Annotated in this window: 24 protein-coding genes and 1 tRNA gene; 8 read left to right on the top strand and 17 right to left on the bottom strand. The window is 37.6% G+C overall.

All coding sequences use genetic code 11. From position 1 onward, the window contains the following. Positions 1-24: 24 nt before the first annotated feature. The gene (locus tag ACJVDK_RS08095; RefSeq protein WP_443939774.1) at positions 25-1,191 is read right to left on the bottom strand and encodes a homogentisate 1,2-dioxygenase; all 1,167 of its coding nucleotides are present in this window, start codon (positions 1,189-1,191) and stop codon (positions 25-27) included. Positions 1,192-1,553: 362 nt separating this feature from the next. Between ACJVDK_RS08095 and ACJVDK_RS08090 the strand changes: the two genes are divergently transcribed. Next, entirely contained in the window at positions 1,554-1,964 is a 411-nt protein-coding gene (locus ACJVDK_RS08090; RefSeq protein ID WP_443939773.1) for an FKBP-type peptidyl-prolyl cis-trans isomerase, read from the top strand. Between the two features lie 144 nt (positions 1,965-2,108). Here the strand turns inward: ACJVDK_RS08090 and ACJVDK_RS08085 are convergent, their stop codons facing one another. Further along, positions 2,109-2,834, bottom strand: a complete 726-nt coding sequence (locus ACJVDK_RS08085; protein ID WP_443939772.1) for a DUF4261 domain-containing protein — start codon at positions 2,832-2,834, stop codon at positions 2,109-2,111. Positions 2,835-3,276: 442 nt separating this feature from the next. Here ACJVDK_RS08085 and ACJVDK_RS08080 point away from each other — a divergent pair, with 442 nt between their 5' ends. From ACJVDK_RS08080 to ACJVDK_RS08070, 3 genes are all read left to right on the top strand, one after another. Continuing rightward, positions 3,277-4,272 carry a fumarylacetoacetate hydrolase family protein gene (locus ACJVDK_RS08080; RefSeq protein WP_443939771.1) on the top strand — a complete coding sequence of 332 codons (996 nt, stop codon included), beginning with the start codon at positions 3,277-3,279 and terminating at the stop codon, positions 4,270-4,272. Between the two features lie 62 nt (positions 4,273-4,334). Continuing rightward, positions 4,335-5,222: a flavin reductase family protein gene (locus ACJVDK_RS08075; RefSeq protein ID WP_443939770.1), complete on the top strand. Its 888-nt coding sequence runs from the start codon at positions 4,335-4,337 to the stop codon at positions 5,220-5,222. A gap of 68 nt (positions 5,223-5,290) precedes the next feature. Continuing rightward, the gene (locus ACJVDK_RS08070) at positions 5,291-5,896 is read left to right on the top strand and encodes a YdeI/OmpD-associated family protein (protein ID WP_443939769.1); all 606 of its coding nucleotides are present in this window, start codon (positions 5,291-5,293) and stop codon (positions 5,894-5,896) included. Between the two features lie 124 nt (positions 5,897-6,020). Here ACJVDK_RS08070 and ACJVDK_RS08065 read toward each other — a convergent pair whose 3' ends face one another. The 5 genes from ACJVDK_RS08065 to ACJVDK_RS08045 all read right to left on the bottom strand — a co-directional run bounded on the left by ACJVDK_RS08065 (position 6,021) and on the right by ACJVDK_RS08045 (position 10,831). Further along, complete coding sequence (locus tag ACJVDK_RS08065) at positions 6,021-6,566, bottom strand: C40 family peptidase (protein WP_443939768.1); 546 nt, start codon at positions 6,564-6,566, stop codon at positions 6,021-6,023. 116 nt (positions 6,567-6,682) lie between these two features. Beyond that, complete coding sequence (locus ACJVDK_RS08060) at positions 6,683-7,384, bottom strand: SDR family oxidoreductase (RefSeq protein ID WP_443939767.1); 702 nt, start codon at positions 7,382-7,384, stop codon at positions 6,683-6,685. A 99-nt stretch (positions 7,385-7,483) separates the two neighbouring features. Then, positions 7,484-9,253 carry an aromatic amino acid hydroxylase gene (locus ACJVDK_RS08055; protein WP_443939766.1) on the bottom strand — a complete coding sequence of 590 codons (1,770 nt, stop codon included), beginning with the start codon at positions 9,251-9,253 and terminating at the stop codon, positions 7,484-7,486. A 265-nt stretch (positions 9,254-9,518) separates the two neighbouring features. Next, positions 9,519-10,010: a GtrA family protein gene (locus tag ACJVDK_RS08050; protein WP_443939765.1), complete on the bottom strand. Its 492-nt coding sequence runs from the start codon at positions 10,008-10,010 to the stop codon at positions 9,519-9,521. 128 nt (positions 10,011-10,138) lie between these two features. Beyond that, a complete protein-coding gene (locus tag ACJVDK_RS08045; protein ID WP_443939764.1) occupies positions 10,139-10,831 on the bottom strand; it encodes a CAP domain-containing protein in 693 nt (230 codons plus the stop codon). A gap of 154 nt (positions 10,832-10,985) precedes the next feature. On the opposite strand from ACJVDK_RS08045, the gene ACJVDK_RS08040 reads away from it, so the two are divergent. Continuing rightward, positions 10,986-12,179 carry an NlpC/P60 family protein gene (locus tag ACJVDK_RS08040; protein ID WP_443939763.1) on the top strand — a complete coding sequence of 398 codons (1,194 nt, stop codon included), beginning with the start codon at positions 10,986-10,988 and terminating at the stop codon, positions 12,177-12,179. Positions 12,180-12,233: 54 nt separating this feature from the next. Here the strand turns inward: ACJVDK_RS08040 and ACJVDK_RS08035 are convergent, their stop codons facing one another. Together ACJVDK_RS08035 and ACJVDK_RS08030 are read right to left on the bottom strand one after the other, a co-directional pair. After that, positions 12,234-12,998: an SDR family NAD(P)-dependent oxidoreductase gene (locus tag ACJVDK_RS08035; RefSeq protein WP_443939762.1), complete on the bottom strand. Its 765-nt coding sequence runs from the start codon at positions 12,996-12,998 to the stop codon at positions 12,234-12,236. Positions 12,999-13,086: 88 nt separating this feature from the next. Then, positions 13,087-13,494, bottom strand: a complete 408-nt coding sequence (locus ACJVDK_RS08030; RefSeq protein WP_443939761.1) for a helix-turn-helix transcriptional regulator — start codon at positions 13,492-13,494, stop codon at positions 13,087-13,089. Between the two features lie 601 nt (positions 13,495-14,095). On the opposite strand from ACJVDK_RS08030, the gene ACJVDK_RS08025 reads away from it, so the two are divergent. After that, on the top strand, positions 14,096-14,467 hold the full coding sequence (locus ACJVDK_RS08025; protein WP_443939760.1) for a hypothetical protein: 372 nt from the start codon (positions 14,096-14,098) through the stop codon (positions 14,465-14,467). A 175-nt stretch (positions 14,468-14,642) separates the two neighbouring features. Here ACJVDK_RS08025 and ACJVDK_RS08020 read toward each other — a convergent pair whose 3' ends face one another. The 3 genes from ACJVDK_RS08020 to ACJVDK_RS08010 form a co-directional block, all read right to left on the bottom strand. Then, positions 14,643-15,377: a 2'-5' RNA ligase family protein gene (locus tag ACJVDK_RS08020; protein ID WP_443939759.1), complete on the bottom strand. Its 735-nt coding sequence runs from the start codon at positions 15,375-15,377 to the stop codon at positions 14,643-14,645. 60 nt (positions 15,378-15,437) lie between these two features. Beyond that, entirely contained in the window at positions 15,438-17,081 is a 1,644-nt protein-coding gene (locus ACJVDK_RS08015; RefSeq protein ID WP_443939758.1) for a glycine--tRNA ligase, read from the bottom strand. 259 nt (positions 17,082-17,340) lie between these two features. Beyond that, a complete protein-coding gene (locus tag ACJVDK_RS08010; protein WP_443939757.1) occupies positions 17,341-20,448 on the bottom strand; it encodes an AsmA family protein in 3,108 nt (1,035 codons plus the stop codon). A 211-nt stretch (positions 20,449-20,659) separates the two neighbouring features. Here ACJVDK_RS08010 and ACJVDK_RS08005 point away from each other — a divergent pair, with 211 nt between their 5' ends. Next, positions 20,660-21,700, top strand: a complete 1,041-nt coding sequence (locus tag ACJVDK_RS08005) for a quinone-dependent dihydroorotate dehydrogenase (RefSeq protein ID WP_443939756.1) — start codon at positions 20,660-20,662, stop codon at positions 21,698-21,700. A 5-nt stretch (positions 21,701-21,705) separates the two neighbouring features. Here the strand turns inward: ACJVDK_RS08005 and ACJVDK_RS08000 are convergent, their stop codons facing one another. From ACJVDK_RS08000 to ACJVDK_RS07980, 5 genes are all read right to left on the bottom strand, one after another. Then, the gene (locus tag ACJVDK_RS08000) at positions 21,706-22,272 is read right to left on the bottom strand and encodes a DUF4256 domain-containing protein (RefSeq protein ID WP_443939755.1); all 567 of its coding nucleotides are present in this window, start codon (positions 22,270-22,272) and stop codon (positions 21,706-21,708) included. Between the two features lie 7 nt (positions 22,273-22,279). Then, on the bottom strand, positions 22,280-22,861 hold the full coding sequence (locus ACJVDK_RS07995; RefSeq protein WP_443939754.1) for a YdeI/OmpD-associated family protein: 582 nt from the start codon (positions 22,859-22,861) through the stop codon (positions 22,280-22,282). Positions 22,862-22,990: 129 nt separating this feature from the next. After that, positions 22,991-23,161: a spore protein gene (locus ACJVDK_RS07990; protein WP_443939753.1), complete on the bottom strand. Its 171-nt coding sequence runs from the start codon at positions 23,159-23,161 to the stop codon at positions 22,991-22,993. Positions 23,162-23,194: 33 nt separating this feature from the next. Beyond that, a tRNA-Cys gene (locus tag ACJVDK_RS07985) sits at positions 23,195-23,268 on the bottom strand. A gap of 68 nt (positions 23,269-23,336) precedes the next feature. Next, on the bottom strand, positions 23,337-24,083 hold the full coding sequence (locus tag ACJVDK_RS07980; protein ID WP_443939752.1) for a TrmH family RNA methyltransferase: 747 nt from the start codon (positions 24,081-24,083) through the stop codon (positions 23,337-23,339). On the opposite strand from ACJVDK_RS07980, the gene tamL reads away from it, so the two are divergent. After that, positions 24,074-26,506 (top strand): translocation and assembly module lipoprotein TamL, encoded by a 2,433-nt coding sequence (gene tamL / locus ACJVDK_RS07975; RefSeq protein ID WP_443939751.1) that lies wholly within the window; start codon positions 24,074-24,076, stop codon positions 26,504-26,506. The genes ACJVDK_RS07980 and tamL overlap by 10 nt on opposite strands. The last annotated feature ends 19 nt before the right edge of the window (positions 26,507-26,525 follow it).

Genomic DNA, 26,525 nt, shown 5'->3' with positions numbered 1-26,525 from the left:
GTAATTCTTAATCGTTTATTTTAATTAGTGCGGATCTTCCATCCAGCTTTTGAAATATCCTTCATCTTCAATATCCAGCGCATCTTGTGTTAGCATTAAAGGACGGAAAGGATCAATCATAACCGCCAATTCTTCGGTGCTTTCTTTTCCGATTGATTTTTCTACGGTTCCTGGATGTGGACCATGTGGAATACCACCTGGGTGCAGCGTTATTTGCCCTTTTACTACGCTTTTTCGGCTCATGAAATCGCCATCAACGTAATACAATACCTCATCGCTATCTACATTGCTGTGATTGTACGGAGCAGGAATAGATAAAGGATGGTAATCGTATTTACGTGGTACAAATGAACAAACAACGAAGTTGTGCCCTTCGAAGGTTTGGTGTACCGGAGGTGGTTGGTGTAAACGACCCGTTATCGGTTCGAAATCGTGGATGGAGAAGGCATACGGATAATGATAGCCGTCCCAACCAATGTAATCGAAGGGATGTGTTCCGTAGGTATATGGATAAATTAATCCTTCTTTTTTAATTAAAATTTTGAAATCGCCGTGTTCGTCGTGTGTTTGTAAGTTTTCGGGTAAACGGATGTCGCGCTCGCAGTAGGGAGCGTGTTCCATAAGTTGACCATATTTATTCAGGTAATTTTTAGGTGCACGCAGTGGACTAAAACTCTCCACAATGAACAAACGATTATCTTCGGTTTCAAATTCAATCTGATAAATAGTACCTCTTGGGATGATGAGGTAATCGCCGTAGGCAAATTTGAGCTCACCAAAACCAGTTTTTAGCACTCCTGATCCTTGATGCACGAAAATCATTTCGTCGGCCTGACTATTTTTATAGAAATAATCGGTCATCGATTTGCGAGGCGCAGCTAAAACGATGTGTAAATCGTTGTTTACGAGTACTGGCTTGCGACTCTTTAAATAATCGTCTTCTGGTTTAATTTTAAAACCAATTAGGCTGGTATGTTTTAAGTGCTTTTCACGTGCGATTTTTGGTTCAACGCTGTAAGGCTCGCCCAGATTTTTAACAAATGTTGGCGGATAACAATGGTATACCAATGAGTATAAGCTTGAAAAACCTTCGGTTGAAACAAGTTCTTCCGCGTATAAAGTTCCATCGGGTTTGCGGAAAGCGGTATGTCTTTTTGCAGGTATTGACCCCAATTTATGATAAACGGGCATAATAAGTTAAGATTAAGGTTAGATAAAATCTACGTAATGAACAATTAAAACGGTAAAGCGTTTGCGTCGTTTTAATTAAAAGTATCGGGAAATATTACAGAGAATATTGAGCCATGATTAATTTAGAAAGCATTTTATAGCGACGGGCCGCGATGGCATCGTTTACTAAATTGATATGTAATGCTTTTAGTGTCATGGTTTTGATGGGATAAAAGTAAGATTTACTTTTTTGAAATGCAAATGGATATTGGCTCAATGGTTTTTATTGGTTTAATTTATCGGGCTGTTAGTTTGCACTTAGGAGGAGAAATTCCCCGTAAAATGAGCATCCATTTGTGTATTTTTGCTTAAATTTTTGAAATATGCAACTATCTGATAAAGCTGCCACAAACCTTAAGGCAGGCGAAGAATTTTTAGAACAAAACAAAAGTAACGAAGGTGTGGTGGCACTACCAAGCGGTTTGCAGTATTTAGTGTTAAAGGAAGGTGATGGGGCTAAACCAACTGCAAAGAGTAGTGTAACCTGTCATTATCACGGGACATTAATTGATGGGCGTATTTTCGACAGTTCTGTGCAACGTGGCCAGCCTGCAACTTTTCCATTAAATCAGGTTATTTCAGGCTGGACAGAAGGTGTTCCCTTAATGAATGTGGGTAGTAAATATCGTTTCTTTATACCACCAGCGCTTGGTTATGGTAATCGCCAGATAGGCAGTGATATTGGACCGAATAGTACCTTGATTTTCGATGTGGAGTTATTGGCAATTAGATAGGTAGAGGAAGAAAATAATTTTAGTTTTTTGATCTGAAAATAAATTAGTCATAAACTAGCACTTGGTTATTAGTGCTAGTTTATGGTAAGAAATGTGCTTTTTATTCAGGTTTTATGTTTGGAGAAAGAATTAGTTTGTTGTTTTTCAGGTTGTTTTGTTGTAAGATATTTTAAAAGATTCTTTTTCTACGAATTGCCCTTTTGATTTGGCAATAGTAAATTTTTCTTCTTCAGTGTAGCTCAATGTCTCCCCGTTTTTAAAAGTTATGTTACTATTGATTACATAGGTACAAATGTTACTTAAAAAACTGTGTATCTCTTCCAAATCAAGTTTCGAATTGATAAATTCTATTTCAAGTTTGCCAAATGCTGTTAGACCATAAGAGTAAGCACTATTTCCATTTTGTCCTTTTCGTAGACCTATATAAATCCATAAGTCAAGTGGAATTTGATTTGATTTTAGTACCTCTGCACTGTCAAGGTATTGCTCTCTAGGAATTAACAAAGATTGCAAACCGTCATAAACTCCAATACAATTTGTTGTTGCTACAATGGACGCTAAAACCTTTGTCAAAATTGTAAATCGTTCAAGTTCCGTACTATTATTTGATATAACAGATACGATACTATGTGAGTTGTGATTTTCTAAATCTTTTTCAGCAGTTGTCCAGTTATAGGCGTATTTTGCTGTTGCTTGAATATCTTCAAATGGAATTTGAGCAGGTACTGCTGCGAGTGCGACAGTTTCGTTTTGCATTGAGAAGCTAAATGTTCCATCTTCTCCGTTAATATCTGATATTACAGTATTCCAATTACTTTTTAAGTAATCAGCAATTTTGTCAATATCAAACGTTTCGTTGTTGTTAAACATTGGCATGGCAATTAGAATATTACCTTTTTTACTTTCTTCGGGTTGTTTTTTCTTTTAAAGATGTCAAATATTCCCATATTAAATTATTTGTTATTGTTTAAAGCTTACTCGTCAAAGTTGCACAAATTCAATTATAAATACTTCTATTTTATACGGTACTAACAAGGTTAAATGTGAATATAAACAATCGAATAAATTTACCTAAGTGTTTTCCATCAGACTTTGAGTTCTAGCCCTGATTGGAGTGGGCACGTAGCGCAGCGAAGTAAAGCGGAAAGCAGGACCAATTGTGCAACAATGCACCGAACCTTGCGCTTCTTCTTTTGATTTTTATAGGCTTGTTTACTGTTTTAAAGCCGTTTTTGTATTTATTATGCAGTTTGCCTTGTAAATGCTTTGGCTTATTTCTTAGCTTTGCCTTACACGTTTAACCAAATTAAGTATGAAATTAGTATCGTATAAAACGGAAGATCAGGAACATTTAGGTGTATTTGTGAACGGACATATTTATAATTTAAATAGCTGCGACAAGTTAATTCCTGATAACATGAAAGCGTTTTTAGAAGGAAGCGACATTTTTATGGAGCGCGCTAAAAAGATAGATGAGCAAATTAAGGCTGGAAGTTTGCAAGCCAAAGAGGAAATTTTTTATGAAATTTTGGCGCCGGTTCCGCACCCTACAAGTTGTAGAGATGGATATGCTTTTAGACAACATGTGGCTGCTGCAAGACGTAACCGTAAGGTAGATATGATTGCTGAGTTTGATCAATACCCGATTTTTTACTTTACCAATCACAATGCTATTCAAGGTCCAGGTGAAATTGAGTGCATGCCCGACCATTTTCAGAAATTGGATTTTGAATTGGAAGTTGCGGTGGTAATTGGTAAAAAAGGTAGAAATATTAAGGCCGCTGAGGCTGACCAATACATTGCTGGTTACATGGTGATGAACGATATGAGTGCACGTACCTTGCAAATGGAAGAAATGTTGTTGAATTTAGGCCCAGCTAAAGGTAAAGATTTTTCAACCGTAATTGGCCCTTGGTTGGTTACACCAGATGAATTAGCGGCTTATAAAGTACCAGCGAAAGCGGGGCATGTGGGTGATGTGTATAATCTGAAAATGACCTGTCGTGTAAACGGAATAGAGGTTTCTGCTGGTAGTACTGCAGATATGGATTGGACTTTTGCCGAAATTATTGAACGTTGCGCATACGGTGTAGATATTTTGCCGGGCGATGTAATTGGCTCTGGTACTGTTGGAACCGGATGTTTTTTGGAACTGAATGGAACGGGTTTGTTAAACGACCCAAATTATAAGGTGCAGTGGTTACAAGATGGCGATGAGGTTGAAATGGAGATTACAGGCTTAGGCGCTTTGAGCAACACGATAAAAAAAGTTGATACCGATTTTTCGTTGTTAGCATTAAAAAAATAAGATTTTTTTCTAAAGCCCTGTTAACCTGCACACGGGTTAACAGGGCTTCCTAATTTTTGACCATGTTAAGCATAAAAACTGCTGATTTAAGTCCCGTACAATTGCAAAATTATTTACAATATGCCATTGCTCCGCGACCGATTTGTTTTGCATCGACTGTTGATGGCGAGGGAAATGTTAATTTAAGTCCTTTTAGCTTTTTCAATTTATTTAGCTCCAATCCGCCAATTTGTATTTTTTCGCCAGCAAGGCGTGTACGCGATAATACCATTAAACATACTTTAGAGAATGTTTTGCAGGTAAAAGAATGTGTAATTAACATTGTGGATTACAGTATGGTACAGCAAATGAGTTTGGCTAGTACTGAATATGCACATGGAGTAAATGAGTTTGAAAAAGCTGGGTTTACCATGCTCAAATCGGATTTGGTAAACCCTCCGCGGGTAGCTGAAGCGCCGGTTCAATTGGAATGTGTGATTAACGAAGTAATTCCTTTGGGCGATGGAAACGGCGCCGGAAATTTGGTTTTAGCGGAAATTAAATTGATTCATATTAAAGAAGAAATTTTAGACAGTGAAGGCAAAATAGACCAAGCCAAAATTGATTTGGTGGCACGTTTAGGGGGTAATTGGTATTGCCGCGTAACCGAAGCTAATTTGTTTGAGGTGGCTAAACCTTTGGCTAAATTAGGCGTTGGTGTAGATGCTTTGCCGCAAGCGGTACGTTGCTCGAAAGTTTTAACGGGTAACGACTTGGGTATGTTGGGAAATGTAGAACATTTACCGACTGCAGAGGAAATTGATTTAATTGCTGCTATGCCAGATGTGAAGGAAGTTTTAGATGCGACGATAGGCGATGTTACTAACCGTGAACGCGAATTACATGAACTGGCTAAAAATTACTTGCAAAAGGGAGCGGTTGATACGGCTTTGAAAATTGTATTGCTGTAAGCTTTTTTTATTTTTTGAAAATTGTTGTGTATTTTTTAGTCGTTATTGAATTTTAAGTATCGATGATTATGAATACAAACCCAGAAACCGATTTATATATCGATAAAGCGGCTGCTTTTGCCAAGCCCATTTTAAACCATATTCGGATGTTGGTGCACAGCGCCGATCCGCGTATTCAGGAAACTAAAAAATGGGGAATGCCTTTTTTTGAGTATAAAGGAACCATTTGTCACATGGCGGCTTTTAAGAATCATTGTGCCATGGGCTTTTGGAAAGCATCGTTAATGAGCGATGATTACAACATTTTTAAAGAAAAAAGTGAGGCCATGGGTGGCTTGGGTAAAATTACTTCGCTCGCCGATTTACCCTCCGATGAAATATTGATTGCCTACATTCGTGAGGCAATAGAATTGAATGAGAAGGGAGTTAAGCTGCCTCCAAAGCCAAAAGTCGAAACAAAAGAATTGTTAGTACCACAGTACTTTCTGGATGCTTTACAGGAAGATCCGCATGCCATGGGCGTATTCCAGAATTTTAGTCCATCGAACAAAAAAGATTATGTACTTTGGTTAGAAGAAGCGAAAACAGAAGCTACACGTTTAAAGCGCTTAGAAACCGCTGTTGAATGGATAGGAGAAGGCAAACCGCGTATGTGGAAATACATGAAGAAATAACCTATTATGAGCTCGGCAGAAAAAAGCATCTGAAGCTTACTGCCTGCTTTACATTTTGTCGATGACACCCCGTTATGGATAATCTTCTGAGAATGTAGCTAAAACTTTGTTATAAGGAACAGGATTACAGAATGCTCACCACCTTCATAAATCGGGTTTTGTAATACCCTTCTAGTGGGGTAATGGTTACGCCATGTGCTTTACCCGACGAGGCGTGGATAAATTTAATACCACCAGACTCGTCAATGGAATAAATAATACCTACATGGCCAATCCTACGAACACGGGCATTTGAACCTGTGAAAATTAATACATCACCTACTTTTGCATTCGTTAAGGTTGTTTCTTTCCCTGTATGGCTAAACTCGACAGATGAACGAGGTACTTTAAACCCAAAGTTGCTGAATACATAATTGACAAAGCCAGAGCAATCGAAACCTATTTTTGGATTGCTGGTAGCGTAGCGATAGGGTATACCCAACATGCTTTTGGCAAAATCGATTAGGGTGGTTGAATTTGTAGCCTCCTTATCTTCAATGGCTGCTTCTTTTGGTAAATTCTCTGAAAGCTCTTTTGCTAATTCCAGGTATTCCTTGGGCAGAACATTCTGAGCCTTAACAGCGAGTGTAAAAAGAAAAAATAAAGAAATTGGGAGTACTATTTTTTTCATGCCAAGGCGACAAATATAGAAAAAATATTAAAAGCAGGTTAAAATGTTGATAATAAGCTTGTATAGCAAATATAAGTGGAGCGCTCTGGCTCCACTTATTTCGTGTTGGTTGACTCTTATGGTGTTGTTACTGCCACGGGAATAATTTTTCCGTTGAAAAATTTTTGTCCCGTTTTAGCGAAATCGGCAATGTATTTACCCATTTCAAAAGCCATTACTGGACTTTGATATCCGGGAAATGCAGCTTCTAGCATTTCTGTTTGAGCCGAACCCAAGGCTAAGCAATTTACTTTGATACCTTTTTCTGCCAATTCAAAAGCCAAGCATTCCGTTAGGGTGTGCAGTGCAGCCTTGCTGGCCGAATAGGCCGATAAACCCGGGAATTTTACGCTTCCCTGAAAGCCTCCCATGCTACCAATGTTTACAATGTGGCTATTAGCTTGCATGAGTGGTAAGGTATTTTGAATCATTCGGAAATGTGAAATAACGTTGCTTTGCAGCATCTCGCCCAAATCCATTTCAGTAGTATCTACGAATGATTTGTTTACTAAAGAACCCGCATTGTTAATCAGGATATCAATGTGGCCCAAGCGCTCTTTTAAAAAGGGGATTAGTGCTGCATAATCGTCGTTCACAATATCAAACTCAACAGGTAAAAGCGTACAATCCGGATTAATGCCTTTGGCAATTTCTAGCAATTTACGCAGTTTATCAGCCGAACGCGCAATGGCTACAATTTTATTGTCTTTTTGTAAACTAAACTCCAAGGCTGTTTCAAAACCTATCCCACTGCTCGCGCCAGTTATAATTATATTCATCGAAAGTATGCTAAATGTTTAACGATGTAAAGGTGTGCTATTTTTGCTTTAAAAGCAATAATTGAAGGTAAAAGGCCTGTTTTAGCTTCAAAATTTCAGTTAATTAAGGGTTATTTCTGTTACTGGATTTTTAATAACATGTAAGCCATCGTGAATTAATTTAGCATGATCGGGTTCATTGCTGGCTTTCACTTCTAAATATACCGTTATTAGTTTTTGCAACTCAGCAAAGGCAGGTTTTTCAAAAACAAGTTCTAAAACTTCCATAGCACAAAGCCAATCGTATCTGAATTTCGTTTTTAATGTTTCAAAAATGGCTGCTAGTTGCTCATAACCTTCGTTTTGTTCGCGTATTTGCCGAACAGTTTGATAAAGCTCATGCAATTCAAGCGTTTTGGCATCATAGCTTAGTTGATGTGTTTTTTCTTCACTAATTAGTGTTATTTCATCAAAAGCTTCCTTATCGGCTGCGCCATTGAATACCGAAACAATTTTCTCCCCAATAGCCATGTCGTACGTGCCCCATTCCGGTTTAAAAAGTATGTTTCCATTTCCTTCCGTAACGGTACAGTTGCTAAAAGAAATCAAAAGCAATTTGCCTTCTTTTTTAAGCATATCTGTTACATTTCCGATTACCGAAATGCCGCTTTCGAAAATCAATTGCACTGTTTCCCCCAATACAATATTTGTTGCTGCCAATTCTTCTTCAGAATAGTTTTCAAGTGCTTTTTGTGCGTTTTTTAACGTCCCCACAGGCGATGAAAAACCATCGGCATGATAGCTTTTGCCATGACCTTTTAATTGAACATTTTCAAAAGAAAGCGCCGATGGACCGGTCGTTTTTATAAAAGTAAGTTCATCGCTTGCGCTAATGCCCAAGTCGGTAAATACGCCGGTAACTGCCAAGCCCGAACTATACACCGCAGTAGCCACGTTTTTACACGCAATGGCTTTTAATACGCTTTCACTACCACCACGTCTAAAGGCCATTGTATCTGCAAATTGCTCTAAAACATCAATTAAATTTTGAAAAGTTTCGGTCACAAATAGCTGCGGTTGCGGCTTGGTAATGTCGTACGAATAGTTTACCGTATCAATCGTATACCACAGTTTTTTCACATCTGGCTGCATACACGTAGCACTTTCACCAATCGACGATAGTAAACCCGCACCGTAAATTTTAGGGTCGTCTAGTGTGCCAATTAATCCATATTCAACCGTCCACCAATGCAAGCGCCCCAATAAAGCCATTTCTGATGGCTCGCCCATGTTTTCACTGATGTACTTTAAATCTTTCTCGGCCTTGGCAATTTCAGCCGGATTGGTATCTCCCGATTCTTTTAAAATCGATAATTTTCGAATCGCTTCGTAAAGCTCAAAATCTTTGGCAGAGAACATGGCTTTGGCCCCAATAGAACCAAAATAGCTTAAATAATTGTTGTAATCGGTATCGGCAATAATAGGGGCATGACCTGCACTTTCGTGAATAATATCGGGCGCAGGGGTATATTCGATGTGGTTAATTTGACGAATATCGGCCGCAATTACCAATACGCGATGCGATTGATATTCCATAAATGCAGCAGGGGGTATAAAGCCATCAACTGTAACGGCACCCCAACCAATTTTTCCTAAATTATCGTTCATGGTTTGCAAATTCGGGATGTATTCGATGCTTAAACCAGCACGCTTTAGGCCTTTTATATACGGGTAATAGGCTACATTTTTTAAATAACTGTAATTCTGGCGCATCACATAGCGCCATACCGCCTGATCAATTGGCGTATATTTTTCGTAATGTTGCGGGATAATAAACTGTTTTAAATGCTTAGGTAATTTTGCTACCTGCGCATTGTTAAAATCGCTCATAGATGTTTATAAAAGTTAGTTCAGCTAAGTTATAGCTTGTAGGAACCAATTCAAATAAATTGGACGAATAATTTACTGAAAGGTCTTTTTTTAACTAGAAAATGAATGTTTTTTGCCTGTGTCCGTGCTTCGGTCCCGCTTATGCTTCAATCTTTTGTTGGCCCAGCATTAAAAAGCATCCCCCCGACGAACAAAAGGATTTTCGCGTTAATCGGGTTTAGTTGGGAAAAGCTTGTGCACAAAATGCATAGTTCGCAAAGCAGATTTACGAACTTTTTTTATTGATTTTCTTTACGCTAAATGTAAAATAATGTTGATAAACGTAGCTGAAAAGTGCAATTAAAATGGCCACCACCAATCTTGATACCGTTGGATATATGCCTAAAATCTCAACAAAAAAGGTCAAAAGCACATAGTTTAACAATATGTTTATCAGTTGCAGATTTAAAAACCTAAACAGTTGCGTACTCGACTTTACTTCACTATGGGTAAATATAACGTATTTATTGAGTACGAAACTGAAGGGAATTACAACGGCAAAATCTACCGCCAACGCTGCGGTTTCGCGCTTCAGGGTAAAAAATAAGCACTTAATTTCTTCCGTCTGAAATAAAAATTTGTAGGCCAAATAATAGCTTAAATAGCCAATAACAAATGTACTGCCTCCCGTTGCCAAATACCTAAAGTTGTGTAACGAAATGAATCTTTTAAATGGCGGATAAAAGAAATCGATAATGGCTAAGATGAAATTACGCATGTGTAAGCTTTTGCTTGGTCTTTTTAATTCGTTAAAATTATTGGCAAAGTTAAATTTTTAAGGATTAGATTGCTAAAAAATATGAAGAGAACATCCGGAAACACGCTTTTTGAAGTGTTTTAATCCAATTAGCGATTACTGGAATAAAAGTCAGGCATCGAAATATAATCAATTACGGCACACCACTCGTACCTGCGATGTGGTTGAATACTCACGCCAACGGTGTTTAATTTGTACTTTTGATCCAAGATAGTAAGCCGATGTCCCAAATTAGGCACGCCACAATCCAATAATAAATGGCATACGATCTCTAAACTGGTAGAATAGCCAAAATCAATATTTTCGCTCATGGTTTTGTTCGGATAATAATACGAAAGACGTTTGTTAAAACTATCGCCATTGCTGCTTTCGTGTCCTGCTAAATTGTTTCTGTATAAATCGAGAGCATGATTTTTACTCGCTTTACTTAATTTCTCATCAGGATAAAACAGCGGCAAATTCTTAACACCCCGCAGGTTTTTCCATAAAGAAGTGTAGTACCAATTGTTGGGAGTTAAACGGAGTTCAGCGTAGTTCCTATATTTTCGAACTTTATTGTTGTAATTTTCTATGTACTCTTGCAACAAGGTGTTATAAAATTTTTCGCCATCCATGCGTATTAAATTCAGGTATAGAATCACATCTTTTTCTTCGTTGCTGAGGAAATTTGCATGCTCTGCTGTGTTGGCGCGGTCATATTCGGCTTGCGTCCAAGATTGAGCCTCGACAGGAAAATGAAAAAATAAGCTTATAAATGTTAAAACAATACCAAGTGTTTTCATAGAGATATTTAACCTTAACGGCCTATCAGCGCGAATCGTATAAAACGGTCCCATAAAAAAAGTAAGCAATTCGTTACAGCAAGAACAAATCCAATAGGGCAATAATTTGTATTTTTAACAGCTATTTTCATTTGAAAAGCGTTGAATTCCTGTTATGAATAAATTTTTTCTAGGTAGTTTACTGGTTTTTGCAACAACTTTTTCGAAAGCACAAAGCGATACAACACAATTACGAAGCATTTTTAAAATGGTTCAAAAAGAATACGCGCCCGATAAACGTGTTATTTATTTTAATCTACAGTTTAAAGGCGATACCGTGTTGGCTGAAAGTACATCCTCAGAGGTGTTACGCGTTTGGGGTGAACAAAGCAAACATATAACAGGTATACACGAACATTCATTACTCCCAACGAAAAATCTAAAAGGTTTCGAATACGGTTTAGCCAACGTTTCGGTATCAAATAATCGGGCATTTCCCTATCATGCAGCTGAAATGTATACCCAAATGTTGTTGGGAATGCCAGTTCAAGTACTTAAAAAGCAGGGTGGTTTTTATCTGGTTAGAACACCCGATAATTATCTTTCCTGGACGGACGGCACAGCCGTAACCCTATTGGATAAATCCGGAATAGAGGCTTGGAAAAAAGCCAAACGAATTATTTTTGCAGAAGATTTTGGACATGCCTTTAGTCAACCAGACACCCATTCAGACCGTGTTTCGGATCTAGTGAAAGGCAATATTTTGGTGGTGACAGGCAAGGTCAAAGATTTTTATAAAGTGACTTTCCCAGATAAACGCGAAGCCTTTGTGAAAAAGAACGAAGTACAATTGTTTGATGATTGGATGAAAAGACCAAACCCAACTGCCGACGCCATTTTAACCAGTGCTAAAACCTTAATCGGTACCCCGTATTTATGGGGCGGAACATCCATTAAAGGTGTTGATTGCAGCGGTTTTACGAAAACAAGTTACTTTTTAAATGGAATTATCATTCCCCGCGATGCGTCGCAGCAAGCCTTGGTAGGTGAGGCGGTTGATGTTCTTGAAAATGATTCGATTAGTGTAGAGAAATGTTTGAAAAATCTTCAGCCAGGCGATTTGTTATTTTTTTCTGCAGCAAAACTCCGCGGCATTAAGGAGGGAAGAATAACCCATACCGCTCTTTATATAGGGGAGGGCAAGTTTATTCAATCGGCCGGCATGGTGCGCATAAATAGTTTATTGCCCAATGCGCCAGATTACGATTCTCACGAAGCGAAAAGTCTAGTAAGCGCCCGAAGATTTTTAAATCACATAGGGAACAAGGAAATCACCCGTGTCAATCAGCAAGGTTGGTACACCCAGTAAGTTTTTAAATGAACGAAGGCACATTCAAGAAAATATGCCTTCGTTTTAGGTCGGCTAGAAAAACATACCGCCAGAAACTTCAATTCGTTGGGCGGTGATCCATCGGGCATCTTCTGTGCATAAAAACGCTACAACACCACCAATGTCATCTGGTAAACCTGCTCTTCCTAAAGCTGTGTTAGACGCAACAACCGCATTTACATTTTTATCATCTCTGGTTCTTCCACCCCCGAAATCGGTTTCTATAGCACCCGGAGCAACGGCATTTACCTTTATTTTTCTGGCTCCAAGTTCTTTTGCCATGTATTTTGTGAGCATATCAATTGCAGCTTTCATCGATCCATAAACGGATGATCCAGGAAGCGCAAATCGGGCTAATCCTGAAGAAAGATTCACAATTCCGCCACCATCGTTCATAAATGGTAAAAATTTCTGGGTCAGAAAAAAAACACCTTTAAAATGAATATCAACCATATCGTCCAGCTGAGCTTCCGTAACCTCTGTAATTGGGGCATATAGGGCGGTTCCGGCATTATTAATTAAAAAATCAATATTGCGGCTTCCTGTATTTTCTTCCAAGTAATCGCCTAGGTTTTTTATAAATGCGTCAAAAGTAGAAACTTCTTTCGTGTTTAATTGATAGGCAAGCGCTTTTCTGCCTAGGGCTTTAATCTCCGCAACCGTTTTATCAGCTTCTTCTTTATTTGAATTGTAGGTGATTATTATGTCTAATCCCTTTTCTGCAATTTTTAAAGCAGCATTTTTTCCTAAACCACGGCTTCCGCCAGTAATCAAGGCTATTTTGTTGGTAGTCTGCATTTTCTCTTTTTTTTGTTTTAACAAAGTTAAGGTCAATACAACTAAAAAAATGGTGATACGTTAAGTAAAAATGGTGAGTACTTAAGTTTTATATGGTGATAATTTCCTTTTTTGCTATTAGCGATTGAAAATACGCTTCGCGGTACTGCTTGGGTGTTTGACCTGCAAAATGCTTAAAAAACTTGGTAAAATTCGATGGATCGTAAGTTAAAGTTCGTGCAATTTCGGCAATTGGTGTACTCACATTTTGCAACATAGATTTTGAAATTTCCATCAATCGTTCTTCGAAAAAGAAACAAGGAGAATGCCCCGTAGCATCTTTAATCGTATTACTAAAGTGTGTAGGATGCACATGAAGCAGCTCAGCAAAATCACGTACTTCTAACATTACAGTTGCTCTCCCTGAAACTATATCTTCCAAGTGCCTATCTAATTGCTTAAGGTATTCGGCAGCAATTTCGTGACGGCGGGCAAAGAATTTTTGAGGAATTGGCATCGTTATTTTCTTTAAGTAAAACAAATATATCACACGAACGCTTGAACCGGAAATTTGCAGGAATCTATCGCTAAAATATGACTGGAAGATTATGTCTGATTTCTGCTCGATAAATTAAGGTAACTGTATACAACTAGGAATAATCAATAAATTAATCCTAAGCAGTTAGATAGGTATTGCAAAGAGTTCGGACACAGGTTTAGTATTAGGCTTGAACTCAATGTATATCGATTTTGTCAATCAATTGAGGAAGCCCATGGAATAAGACTAACCTACAACAGAATAATTTCATAGATTTGGATTTTGAAACAAAAAAGAAAAACCTAAAAGAGACATGAAAAATACGAATCGAAACTTGCTATAAAAGGCAGTTTTGATGAGATGATTAAAGTCTCCTTAATTATGGATAAAAAGGAAAATAAGAAATAGTACACTAATTCATTACTGCTCTAAAATATCACATTAAACGCTTGTAATAAAGACTTCTTTACGCTGTGAATGGCGTAGCTTTGTCTTTTTGCATGTAGGGAGTGGTTACCCCTTGAGTGACGAAGGATTTACGGTCTACGCCATAGTTATAAACTTTAAAATACCACAAGCAATGAAAACACTTTTATTAACACTATCCATCATGGCGACCGTTTCGGTGTATGCTCAAAAAAAAGAATCATACACAGCCTCCAATGGCATAACTTACAAAATAGGAGACACCGTTAAACTTGGCGTAGGATCAGGGCTAAACAACAGGTTTCTGTACATGCTTCCAGCCCCATTTACTGTAGAGCCAAGCCAGAACTATTATTTGAAATACCTTAACACTTTTGTGGTAATAAAAAAGATAAAAATGGAAGGTATCAGAGATAGACAAAAAATGACATTTGTTGTTAGTATGGGAACAGATGCGCGGTGGTGGCTTAAGATTGACGAGGCCATTCAGAATTGCGAAGTTGTGCCGTGTAAAAAAACACCTTAATTTTTGAGGCTGTCTCAAAAGTTGATTTTTTTTAAAACTTTACCAATTTAAATTTCGATTCGATTGACTATGAATCAAAAACGAATGATTTTCAAATCGAAAATCATTCGTTTCTTTGTTTAAAAGGCCTGTTCTTAAGTGATGGCCAAATTATATCGCCGTCACGTTGGCGATTTTATTTTTGAGACAGCCTCTTTTTTAAAACTTCATTTGTCCCAGGTTGTATTTTGTCAACTAAATCAAAATTCCGAAGTTTCTTTACCAAGCGTTTGCGTTGATACCAATCGTTGTACACCAATTCAAGCGTTTCTACCTCAAAAGTTCCAAAATCAAAATCACGGTATTTTTCAATCAAATTAATCAAGGCTTTTTCATCTTTAAGTGGTTCTCTAAAACGAATAACGGTCGAATGTGCGGTTTGAATAGCATAACGCGTATCGATGCTTTGTTGCAAAGCTGAATTTTTAAAAGCAGTTCTCAAATCATCCCGAATGGCATTTAAGCTATCCGTTAAAAATCCCTGAATCAACACACAAGAAGGTGAGGCCGTTAAACCTTTAAACCGAATTGGAAAGGAATGATGGTTCATTAAAACTTTCTCAATTTTAGCCGCATAATCTTCAACAATAATGTTTGCTACATCAAAACCATTGTAGCAAGCAATAATCGACAGGGTGGTGATGTGCATGTCTGAATTAGCGTAATAATACTGATTAGGTTCCAGCGCTTTCGCCTCCGACAAAAAATGTTGAATCCTATTTGCGGTTTTTTCATCGGGCCGAATAACCAACGTAATGCCCATTCGCTTATCCGTTTCATCATCAATTAAGGGATCTATTTCATAGTTGCCCGTACCAATTTTTGCAATAGATTCCGTGTAAAGTTTGTCGTAATGCTCTTTCAAATTCATTATCAGCTCAAAAAAAAGCCGCAAGTTTTTACTTGCGGCTGTATGTTAAAAGGCCTTGGTTTATGCTAAAAGATTTTTCCAACTAACGGCTTTATTCACAATATTGCTTAAATCAGCAATCGCTACTCTTTCTTGCTCCATGCTATCGCGGTGGCGAATTGTAACCGTATTGTCTTCCAAACTTTGGTGGTCAACCGTAATGCAGAAAGGCGTACCAATGGCATCCTGACGGCGGTAACGCTTACCAATCGCATCTTTCTCTTCGTACAAGCAATTGAAATCAAATTTCAAAGCATCCATAATTTCGCGGGCTTTTTCTGGTAAACCATCTTTTTTGGTCAATGGAAAAACAGCCACTTTATAAGGCGCTAATGCAGGGTGCAAACGCAACAAGGTACGACTATCTTGTTTCTCATCGGTGCTTAAATCTTGCTCTTCAAGCGCATTAATCATCGTTAACAAAAACATGCGGTCTAAACCAATCGATGTTTCAATCACATACGGAACATAATTGCCATATGGTTTACCCTCTTCGTTCAAGTCGTTATCAAAATATTGCATTTTCTTACCCGAAAACTCTTGGTGTTGCGATAAATCGAAATCCGTTCTACTGTGAATACCTTCTACCTCTTTAAATCCAAATGGGAATTCAAATTCGATATCGGTTGCTGCATTGGCATAATGCGCTAATTTAACGTGGTCGTGGTAGCGGTATTTTTCAGGAGCTGTACCCAAAGCTTGGTGCCATTTAAGACGTGCTTCTTTCCAGTATTCAAACCATTTTTTATCCTCACCCGGGCGAACGAAAAATTGCATTTCCATTTGTTCAAACTCGCGCATACGCATAATGAACTGGCGTGCAATTACTTCATTTCTAAAGGCTTTACCAATTTGCGCAATACCGAAAGGAATTTTCATCCTTCCTGTTTTTTGCACATTTAAAAAGTTTACAAAAATACCCTGTGCAGTTTCCGGACGTAAGTAAACCTCGTCGCTTCCTTCAGCCATGGCACCAAATTGGGTGCTAAACATCAAGTTAAACTGACGAACATCGGTCCAGTTAGCCGTTTTAGAAATAGGGCAAATTACTTTGTAGTTAATAATTAAATCTTTCAGCTGCGTTAAATTTTCCGATTTAAGAGCCAAGTTCATTTCAACCTCAAGCGCTAAACCTTTTTTAACAAATCTCCAGCTCGCTTCTTCCACAAAAGGATATTTGGCAGCATCTAAAATACTTGTTTCGTCGCTAAAACCCGGAATCCAAGCCGCTTGTCCCTCGTCACTTAAGCCCAGTATTTCTTGTTGAAACGCTTCAAACTTAGCTTTGTTTTCAGCGCTGAAATTTGCTAATTCCGAGTATAACTCATCAATTTTATTTTCCAATAATTGGTCGGCACGGTAGCGTTTATTCGAATCCTTGTTGTCAATCATCGGATCGTTAAAACCATCTACGTGACCACTAGCTTTCCATACTTTCGGATGCATAAAAATTGCAGAATCAATACCTACAATATTTTCGTGCATTTGCACCATTGCTTTCCACCAGTATGTTTTAATATTGTTTTTTAACTCTGCGCCCAATTGGCCATAATCGTAAACAGCACTTAAGCCGTCGTATATTTCGCTGCTTTGGAATACAAAACCGTATTCTTTAGCATGTGATAGTACATTTTTAAATTGTTCGTCGTTGTTCTTTTGAGCCATAATAGGGCAAATATACTTATTTTGAACATAAACTAAAGAGTATCCTTACACTGCAAAAACGCTCCAAAAATAATGCTCAAACAAGGTGTAATTTTTATTTTTTTTTATGAAAAGGTAATTCCGTTCTTCGTGGCAAAAACAGTCCCGCTGCCGTTTCTGCCTCCCCACGAAAAGCGGGCGGGCATTCACTCACATCGGGTTTAATGAAGCCTGCATGAAGCTTTTTTGTACGTGCTGTCCTATCAACAGTCAAACAATATTATTCTTTTTCTCCCTTGTCGCCAGCATCTTCGGTTTCGTCTAGTTTGCCTTCCTTGTTGCGTTTTAGTTTCACAATAGGATTTTCCTGCGTACCGGTAATACTAAGCGGAATGCCAATTAAACCAAAAGGAGGTAAGCCTAATCGGCCACTCATGTTTAAACGCCCGTTAAAGCTAACTTGTCCTTCAAAACGAGGACGAAACCCTGCAATTTTCATTTTGGTGCGTTCAATGGTAATAATATTGTTTTTAATAGTCGATTTTATCTGTACATCCGATAAATCCGGATTGGTTAAGCTATCTTTTTTGGTTGCACTGCTTACCGCATTCATCATTTTAAAACCACTTAAACTTACCTGTTTCAACGATAAAGTTCCTCCTCCTGAAAGCGATGGCAATACCGGAAACATGTCTGCATTTAATCTTCCTGCGAGCTGATAATCCAAACCTACAACACCTTTAACTTTCGATGCCGAAGTTGCCATGTCTCTGAATAACTTTATTTCTTTATACGCTTTAGCGATATCAAATTCTTTGGCTACCAAATGAAAATCAAACAAGGCCGAAGTAGGGCTGGTGGTTTTATAATTGGCGTCCATGTTTACAACAGCATCAACAATGGTAAAGCCCGTTTCACTGAGCTTTAAAGTACCCTGATTTAGCACCATTGTTCCTTTAGCTTGTTTAATCTTTAAATCTTGATAGAAAACCTGATTGGCTTTCGCAGAAAAAGTAATGTTTAAGTTACTCGGTACAATAATAACTCCGGTAGATACCTTGCTTTTGTTTTGTGTTTCAGCGCTATTATATACCATAAACTCATCAGCCACCAGCTTATTAGTCGTTAATATAAAATTGCCTTTTAACGGTGCTTTTTCATTTAAAACATAGTTAATTACGTTGCTTAAATTTCCATTCAATTTAAAATCCGATTGTCCGTAAGTGGCATTGAATTCATTAAATTTCATTTTATCCTGATAAAAACTAAACACACCATTTTTAATGAAAAATGATTTTGGAAACAAATCTGATTGCAGGTTTAATCCTTTTACCACCATTTTTCCTTGGTTATGTAAGCGATTATAACGACCAGCCATGGCATCACTTTGTAAACCCTTAAATAAAAAATCGGTGTAAATAAGGCCTTTTACCTGGTAGCCATCAATGGCAAAAAATTGATACATTTTGCCAATATCGAGTGTTCCTTTCGAGCTAACAGTGTACGATACGTTCTCAAAGTTTTTAACATCTGCTTTTAACATAAAGGGCTGACCTGCCATCACGAATGAAATGGGTTTAATGTTTAATTTCGTTGTTTTCAGCGTTCCATCGGTGTTCATTAAATCAGCATCTATTTGAATGTTTTCTAACGGCTGACTAAAATAAGCGGTCTTAACACGTCCATTGTTAAGTTTAATTTGCGCTGTCGTGCGTGGAAATAATTTTCTCTGCAGGTTGTAGGGGCCTTTACTTTGTAAGTCTACATGCATCAAGCCACTCAATTCTATGTCTTTTATTGGATAGATTTTTTTAATGTCTTCGAAGTTAATTTCTGATTTGAGTTGTGCTTCAATCGGCATGTTTTCCTCGGTCTGCAGTTTTGCATAGCCTTTTATGTAATTTTTTAAGGCTTGAATGTCGATATTGTTAATTGCAAGTTTGGTGTTTTTGTAATTACCGTCGACATTAGAGCCGTCTATATTGAAGTTAATTTTATTTAAGGCCAAAGGCATTTTTGCCATTTTAAAATAACCATTGCTGAGCGATGCTTTTAGCGAAAATTTTGGCACCGTAGCAATTACCGTATCTACACGTTTTTGCAAACCAGAGGTAACAGCTTTTTTCGTGTACTTACCCTCTGCTTTTAAATTGGTAACTAAACGACCTCTCAGTTCTAAACTATCTAAATTAATTACCTTAGCCCATTTCGCTAAGTCGATGTCCGAACGTGTGTCGGTATAAATTTCAGGTTCTTTTAGTCCATTAATTCGCGTGATTGACGCTACATAATCTTTTCCAATAGTAAAATACAAACTGTCCATGTTTACCACTACACTATCGGGATTTAAGCTTGGAAGCTTAGTTTTTAAGTTTAAAAATAATTTGCTGATAGGTTCGGGTGTTTTTGGATTAGAAATGCTTCCGTCTCGAACCTTTAGATTAAACGTTAAGGAAGGCATTTGATGCGTGTTCGCAATGTACTTTCCAATTAAACTGGCATCAATTTCGGCGTATCCGGTAATTTTAGTTTCGGCTAATCGATCTGCTACAATCGACGGCATCGCGCTAAAAATATTCTTTAAATCGGTTTCTTTGGCCTTTGTTTTAAAATCAAGATCATAACCGTCTTTTAAGAAAGAAAATCTCCCTACAAAACTAAATGGCAGCGAATTTATTTGTAAATCATTCTCATTAAATAACAAGTTTAACGAGTTGGTGTTTATTTTGGTAATTAGCTTTGCATCAAACTTTTTATGGAGTAAGTAAGGCGTATTGTCGTAATATAAATCGAGGCTTTCGGCACTTAATCTACTTTTTAAATCAAAAATGGCTTGTGTTAAATCGCCTTTACCTGTGTAGTTAACCTCACGCGCATTGATGAGCATGGGTATTGATTTATCGTTGTAAATTAAATGACTGTTGTTGATAAAGATGGCTGCTATTTTAAGCGTCGTTTCTTTTGATTCCTTTGTTTTAGGTTTTTCATCTTCTTTGCTTTTATACACATTGTAGTTGGCATTTCCTTGTTCATCTACCAAAATGTTGATTTTGGCATCGTCCAAATAAAACTCATCAACTTTTACATTACTTGAGAAGAGCGAAAGTACGTTGATACCTAATGCCAGTTTTTTGCATGCCAATAAAGTATCTTGCTTAAATGGAGCAGAACCTTTTAGTAAAAAGGAGTTTAAGTTTAATGTTAACGAGGGGAAGTGACTGAAGAACGAAATGTTGGTGCTTTCGAACTGCACCTCGCCGTTAATATTTTTGTTAATTACCGCCGTAATTTCTTTGGTAATGGTTTTAGGAATGCAAAAAGGAATAATGACCAATAAGGCCAAAATGGATGCAAGGATGATGCCGCCTATTTTCAGAGTCTTTTTCAAGGGTAGTGATTTAGTAGATAGTAAGATACAAAAATACGTGCTTAAAATTCTTAAAATAATTATTTTGATGTTTTTTTTCGCCCGTTTAAACTCTTCGCATTTGTAAAATGATAACAAAAGAATAATTTTTGTATAATTTACTGTTCAAAGGAAGTTTTTGTGTTCCGTCTGCACTTTTTAGCTTTGCCATATTTTAGCTATCTTCGTGCCCATGTATCGCCTTATTAAACCAATATTTTTCAAATTTGACCCTGAAAACGTTCACTATTTTGTTGTAAAACGTTTGAAGTGGTTTAACGATCAATTTCCACTAGGGAAGACCATTATTCGCAGTAGTTTTGATGTTCATATTAAAGGACTAGAACGCGAAGTTTTTGGGATTAAATTCAGAAATCCTGTGGGTTTAGCTGCGGGTTTTGATAAAAATGGAGAATATGTGGAAGCCTTGAGTAATTTAGGGTTTGGCTTTATTGAGGTAGGAACAGTAACACCTATGCCTCAGCCCGGAAACGATAAGCCACGCATGTTTCGTTTACCTAGTGACGAGGCTTTAATTAACCGCATGGGTTTTAATAATAAAGGCGTAGATGTAATGGCCGAGCGCTTGCGCATGCTAAAAGATAAGCACCCTGATATCGTAGTTGGTGGAAACATCGGAAAGAATAAAATTACCCCGAATGAAGATGCGGTTAATGATTACATTAAGTGTTTCGATTGTTTGTTCGACGTGGTAGATTATTTCGTGGTAAACGTAAGTTCTCCCAATACACCTGGATTGCGAGAGCTGCAAGAAAAGGAACCTCTAAAGCATATTCTGAATACCTTGCAGCAACGAAATTTAAAAAATGAGGTGTCGCGCCCCATACTGTTGAAAATAGCACCCGATTTAACCGATGCGCAATTAGACGATATTATTGAAATTGTAGCTGAAACAAAAATAGCGGGCATTATTGCAACCAATACAACCATCAGCCGCGAAAATTTGGTGACGCATAAGAATTTAACAGGCGAGATGGGTGGTTTAAGTGGAAAACCTGTTAAAGAGCGTTCAACAGAAGTTATTCGTTATTTAGCTACTAAATCAAATCATGCCTTCCCAATTATTGGCGTAGGCGGCATTCACTCAGCCAAAGATGCTCAGGAAAAATTAGATGCAGGAGCAAGTTTAATTCAGCTTTATACCGGATTTATTTACGAAGGACCAGGCTTAATTAAGCGTATTTGTAAAAGCTTATTAAAGAAAAAGGTCTAAAATTTTTAGACCTTTAAAATTCCTCTAAACCCCCTAGCGGCGTAATATGATTCGGCGCCATTGTGGTATAAAAATACTTGATTATATCTTCTATCGCAGAATACGGCTCCACCGAGCTTTCTAATGGTATCGGGTGTGCTAATCCAACTCGATGTTTTTAAATCAAATAAACCAATTTCTTGTAAGGTACGGTATTCTGTTTCTGTTAAAATAGAAATGCCCATGTTTTTGGCCATTTCCACTGCGCTATTGGCAGGTTTGTGCTCTTTTCTAGCATGTAGCGCTTCGTGGTCGTAACACACACTTCTTCGGCCTTTCGGACTTTCAGCAGCACAATCGCAGAAAATAAAAGTTTGTGTTTGGGCGTCGTAGCCAATTACATCGGGTTCGCCACCGGTATTTTCCATTTCACTTAGCGACCACAGTTTGGTCGGTTCTGATTGAAGTTTAGCCGCTACATCGGCCCATTGAATGGTTTCGTGGCGAGGCATGTTTTTCTCAAAACGTGTTTTTAGTATCGTTAACAACGATTGTGCATCGTTTGCTTCAAGTTCTTTTTTAACAGGATTCATTTTTTGATTAATTGTCGTTTAAACCTTTTCCGGCTATGATTTGAGGAATGTATTTTTCAATTCGCGCTTCACGCGTTTTTGCCTGCTTAGGGCTAGAAAAGTGAAGTAGATAAGCGCGTTGTCTGCCTGGTGTAAGTGCGTAAAAAGCCGTTTTTAAATCAGGCGAATGCGCCAAGTGATGTTCAAATTCTGGAGCCATTTCAAACTCGTCCGTTTTTTTTAGGGCTACTTTTAAACCCGCTTTTTCGATTTCAATAGCATTTGAAATATATTTTTTTAGCCAACTTTCTTGCTCGATGATTTGCATGAAAGAGGTAAAGCGAATTTGGCGTGCAGCCTGAACATTTTTCGTTTGTTGAACTAAAATGTTGTGTGGATCTTTTAGTAAGGCACCTTTAAAGAATAGAAAGGCACAATACTCTTTGAAATCGTGAATGAGTACAACGTTTTGGTTGTTTAGGGTGTAGCAGGGAACGCCCCATTTTAATTCTTCGGTTAATCCCGAATCTAGTGCAAGCGTTCTTAACTTAAGTAATGCCTCCTGCCATTTGTTGGAAGGGGAGAAATAAAAATCAGCCTTCGGGTTCATGTGATTCATCCGATGAAATTACCGAATTTTTAATAAAATTGGAAGCACAGAAGGCGAAGAAAGTTTAGTGCATAAAAAAAGCATCCTGTGATCAATAGGATGCTTTTAATTTTTTTGGATAACCAAAAACTATTTTGCTAAAGCCGCTAATACAGCGTTGTTTTTAGCTAATTGGTCGTTTTTTGGTTGAACAGAACGACTTCCTAACTCAATGTTAGTAGCTCTTTTTAAGAAATCAACTTCTTGTTGAGCTGTATTTTTATTTCTTCTGTCTTTTCTTTTTAATCTGGTAACTGCCATGGTAATAACCTTTTAATAATTTATTTGTACAAATGGAGGTCGAGAGCGGATTCGAACCGCTGTACAAGGTTTTGCAGACCTCTGCCTAGCCACTCGGCCACTCGACCTTAAATTCAAGGCTGCAAAAATAGCAATTTATAGTTAGTTAACAAATATAAATGCAGATTTTCTCAATTTATTTTTTCGATCGTACTACTTCAGAACAAAAAATAGCGGCACTAATGGCCACGTTTAACGATTCGGCATTTCCAATACGCGGGATGGTAACTGGTTGATTTACTTTGTGTATAATGGCCTCAGAAAGTCCTTTTCCTTCATTGCCCAAAACAATAAATCCTTCCTTTTTCCAATCCGTTTCATAAATTGAACTTCCATTTAATAACGCACCGAAAACCGGAATTTTTGCTTTATCGATAACCAGTTCCAAGTTTTCGTAATAAATATCCAGTCGTGCTAAAGAACCCATGGTAGCCTGAACCGTTTTGGGGTTGTATGCTTCAACGGTATCCATCGAACAAATTACTTTGGTAAACCCAAACCAATCTGCGGTACGAATGATGGTACCTAAATTCCCAGGATCTTGTACACCATCAAGCATCAGCGTAAACGCATTTTTAAGCTCCTTAGCTTGTAGAACCTTGTTTTGTGGTATCTTTACCAAGGCTAAAACACCTTGTGGCATTTGAAGCGTGCTTATCTTGCTTAGGTCAGCACTTGTTATTTCAAATAAGTTTATATTTGCGGGTAGTTTAGGCAATAAATGCTGTTGTTCACCGCTATAATAAATGGAATGTATTTGGTAGTTTGAAGGAATAAATTCAACAATCGACTTTAAACCTTCTACAATAAACAGCCCATGCTCTTTACGGTACTTTTTTTGATGTAACGATTTAACAAAACTGATTTGAGATTTTGAAAGCATACAACTATTTAATAAATATAAAATTGAAAAGCCCTGCAATATTACTTATAATTATTGTTTTAATGCAGGCCTGTTCATCAAGAAAATACCTAACCGAGAATCAAGCCATAGTTAAAAAAGTTACTATTGATAGTGTGGATAAACGATTTGAAGAGCAGGTATACAACTATATTCAAAAAGATCAAAGACCTGCTTCGAAATTCAGTATCAATGTTCCGCTTTATAATTTGGTAAATACCAAAAACGGTCGTTATAAAACGAGTAATATTAAGCCATTTGGTTCTCCTCCAACAATTTTAGATAGTACACTAGTAGAAATTTCGCGTACTCAAATTCAAAAGTTCTTAAAAAGTAAAGGGTATTTTAAAGCAAAAGTAACGGCCGAAATAGAAGTAGCAAATAAAATAGCAAAGGTTAAATTTAAAACAGAGCCTGGACCTGCATATATCATCAAAAAAATAGGTCAATACATTCCAGATCCTAAAATTGCAGCTTTGTATGAAGCTGAAAAAAAGAAGCGTACCTATCTTGTTGAAGGTATGCAATATGACGATGACTCGTTAAGCTTAGAGCGTGAGAGTATTTACAATATGATGAAAGTAAATGGATACTATTATTTCCTTCGTCCTTATGTAAATTACGATGTACGGGGCTGGGAAGTAGCTTCCAATACGAATGAGGTTGATGTAAGATTAAATATTTTGAACCCAGAAAACGATACGCATAAGCAATACGTTATCGATTATACCCACATTATTATAGCGCCTAATTCGGATGGATTCCCCGATTCAATTCGGTATAAACTGAGCAAAGATACCATCGATAACAAAGTTATTTTTACCGATTTCTCCAAGCGATTTAAGCCAAATCCTATCATGCGATACGATTTTTTAGAAAAAGGAGAGCAATACGATATTCGAAATGAAAATTTAACTTATGATCGGTTGTACGAACTGAGCACCTTTAAAAACGTAAAAATTTCTTATTTCAGAAGAGACAGTGCTTCGAACAAAATTAATGCTGCGATCCAGCTTCTTCCTCAAAAAATTATGAGTAACCGAATTGAGGGAGAGGTTCCATTTAATGCCGGTACGGTCGGATTCAACATCAGTAATACCTTTACGAACAATAATTTATTTCGGGGTGCAGAACGCTTTCAGTTGCAAGTGAAAGGTGGTTTACAATCGAGAACGAATACCGGGAAAGGCTTGTTCTCTGATATTTATCAACGCGATTTTTCCATCAGTGCAAGTATTACAGTGCCCCGATTGATTATCCCGTTTTACGATCCAAAACTAGGTAGTAACGGAATGCCGCACACAACATTTGCTTCGAGTTATATTTTTGCACAACAGAAGGATGTTTTAACGCGTCGTATTTTTATCAATTCCATTACGTATGATTGGACGGAAACAAAATCTAAATTACATACCTTAACCCCCCTAAATATCGAATATCGATTGGGGAATATCCAGCAAGAGAATATCGATCCAAGTATTCAATTGAATAATCAATATTACATTGATCTTTTGGGGAGAAAAGATTTTACCTTGGGTACAAAATATACCTACGCTTTAAACACGAATAAGCTAAATCAACATAAGAGCTTTGTTTTTTTTCGGGGGAATATTGAGATAGCCGGTAATACTTTGCAAGGGATTTCAGCGCTTGCGGGCAACAAACATAACCCAGATAATTTCCTCGACGCAGATTCGACAACCCGTGATTACGGAACTTTTTTAGGCGTGCCGTACAATCAGTATGTTCGACCAGAGATTGATATTCGTTGGTACAAACATATAAGTGGGGAACGTTATTTTGTGGCACGTGTAAATACTGGAATTGGTTATGCCTATGGTAACTCGGTAACCATTCCTTTTGAGAAGAAGTTTTTTGCAGGCGGTTCTACCGGAATACGTGCATGGCAAGCCAGAACATTAGGCCCAGGCGGATACAACCGAGGAGTGCTCAGCTCGGAAGAGGAACGTACCGCTTTATATGGCTTGGATCAGTTGGGTGATATGCGTATTGAAACCAATTTTGAATTTCGATTTTTGTTGTCGAGAAAATTTATTGGAGGCAGATTAAATGGCGCTTCATTTGTGGATATGGGGAACATTTGGAACATTACAAAGGATCCGAATGATGCGGATGCGGAGATCAAAATGTTTAAATTCAGCAAACTTGCGCAACAATTGGCGATTGGAACTGGCGTAGGTTTCCGTTACGATGTTGATTATTTTGTATTTAGATTTGACATAGGTCTGAAAATAAGAGACCCTCAGTTTTCGAACGGTGATGAATGGGTGATTAAAAAGTTTTTTTCAGGGGGCAGAGACTTTAAAAATGATTTCAATGCCACCCATAAACCAGATACCTATCAATTTGTGCAATACAACTTTGGGATAGGTTTGCCGTTTTAAATGCGCGTGTTTAACAATA

Source organism: Pedobacter paludisoli, from assembly GCF_052344095.1.
Taxonomy (GTDB): Bacteria; Bacteroidota; Bacteroidia; order Sphingobacteriales; family Sphingobacteriaceae; genus Pedobacter.
This window is presented reverse-complemented; position numbering and strand designations above follow the sequence as displayed.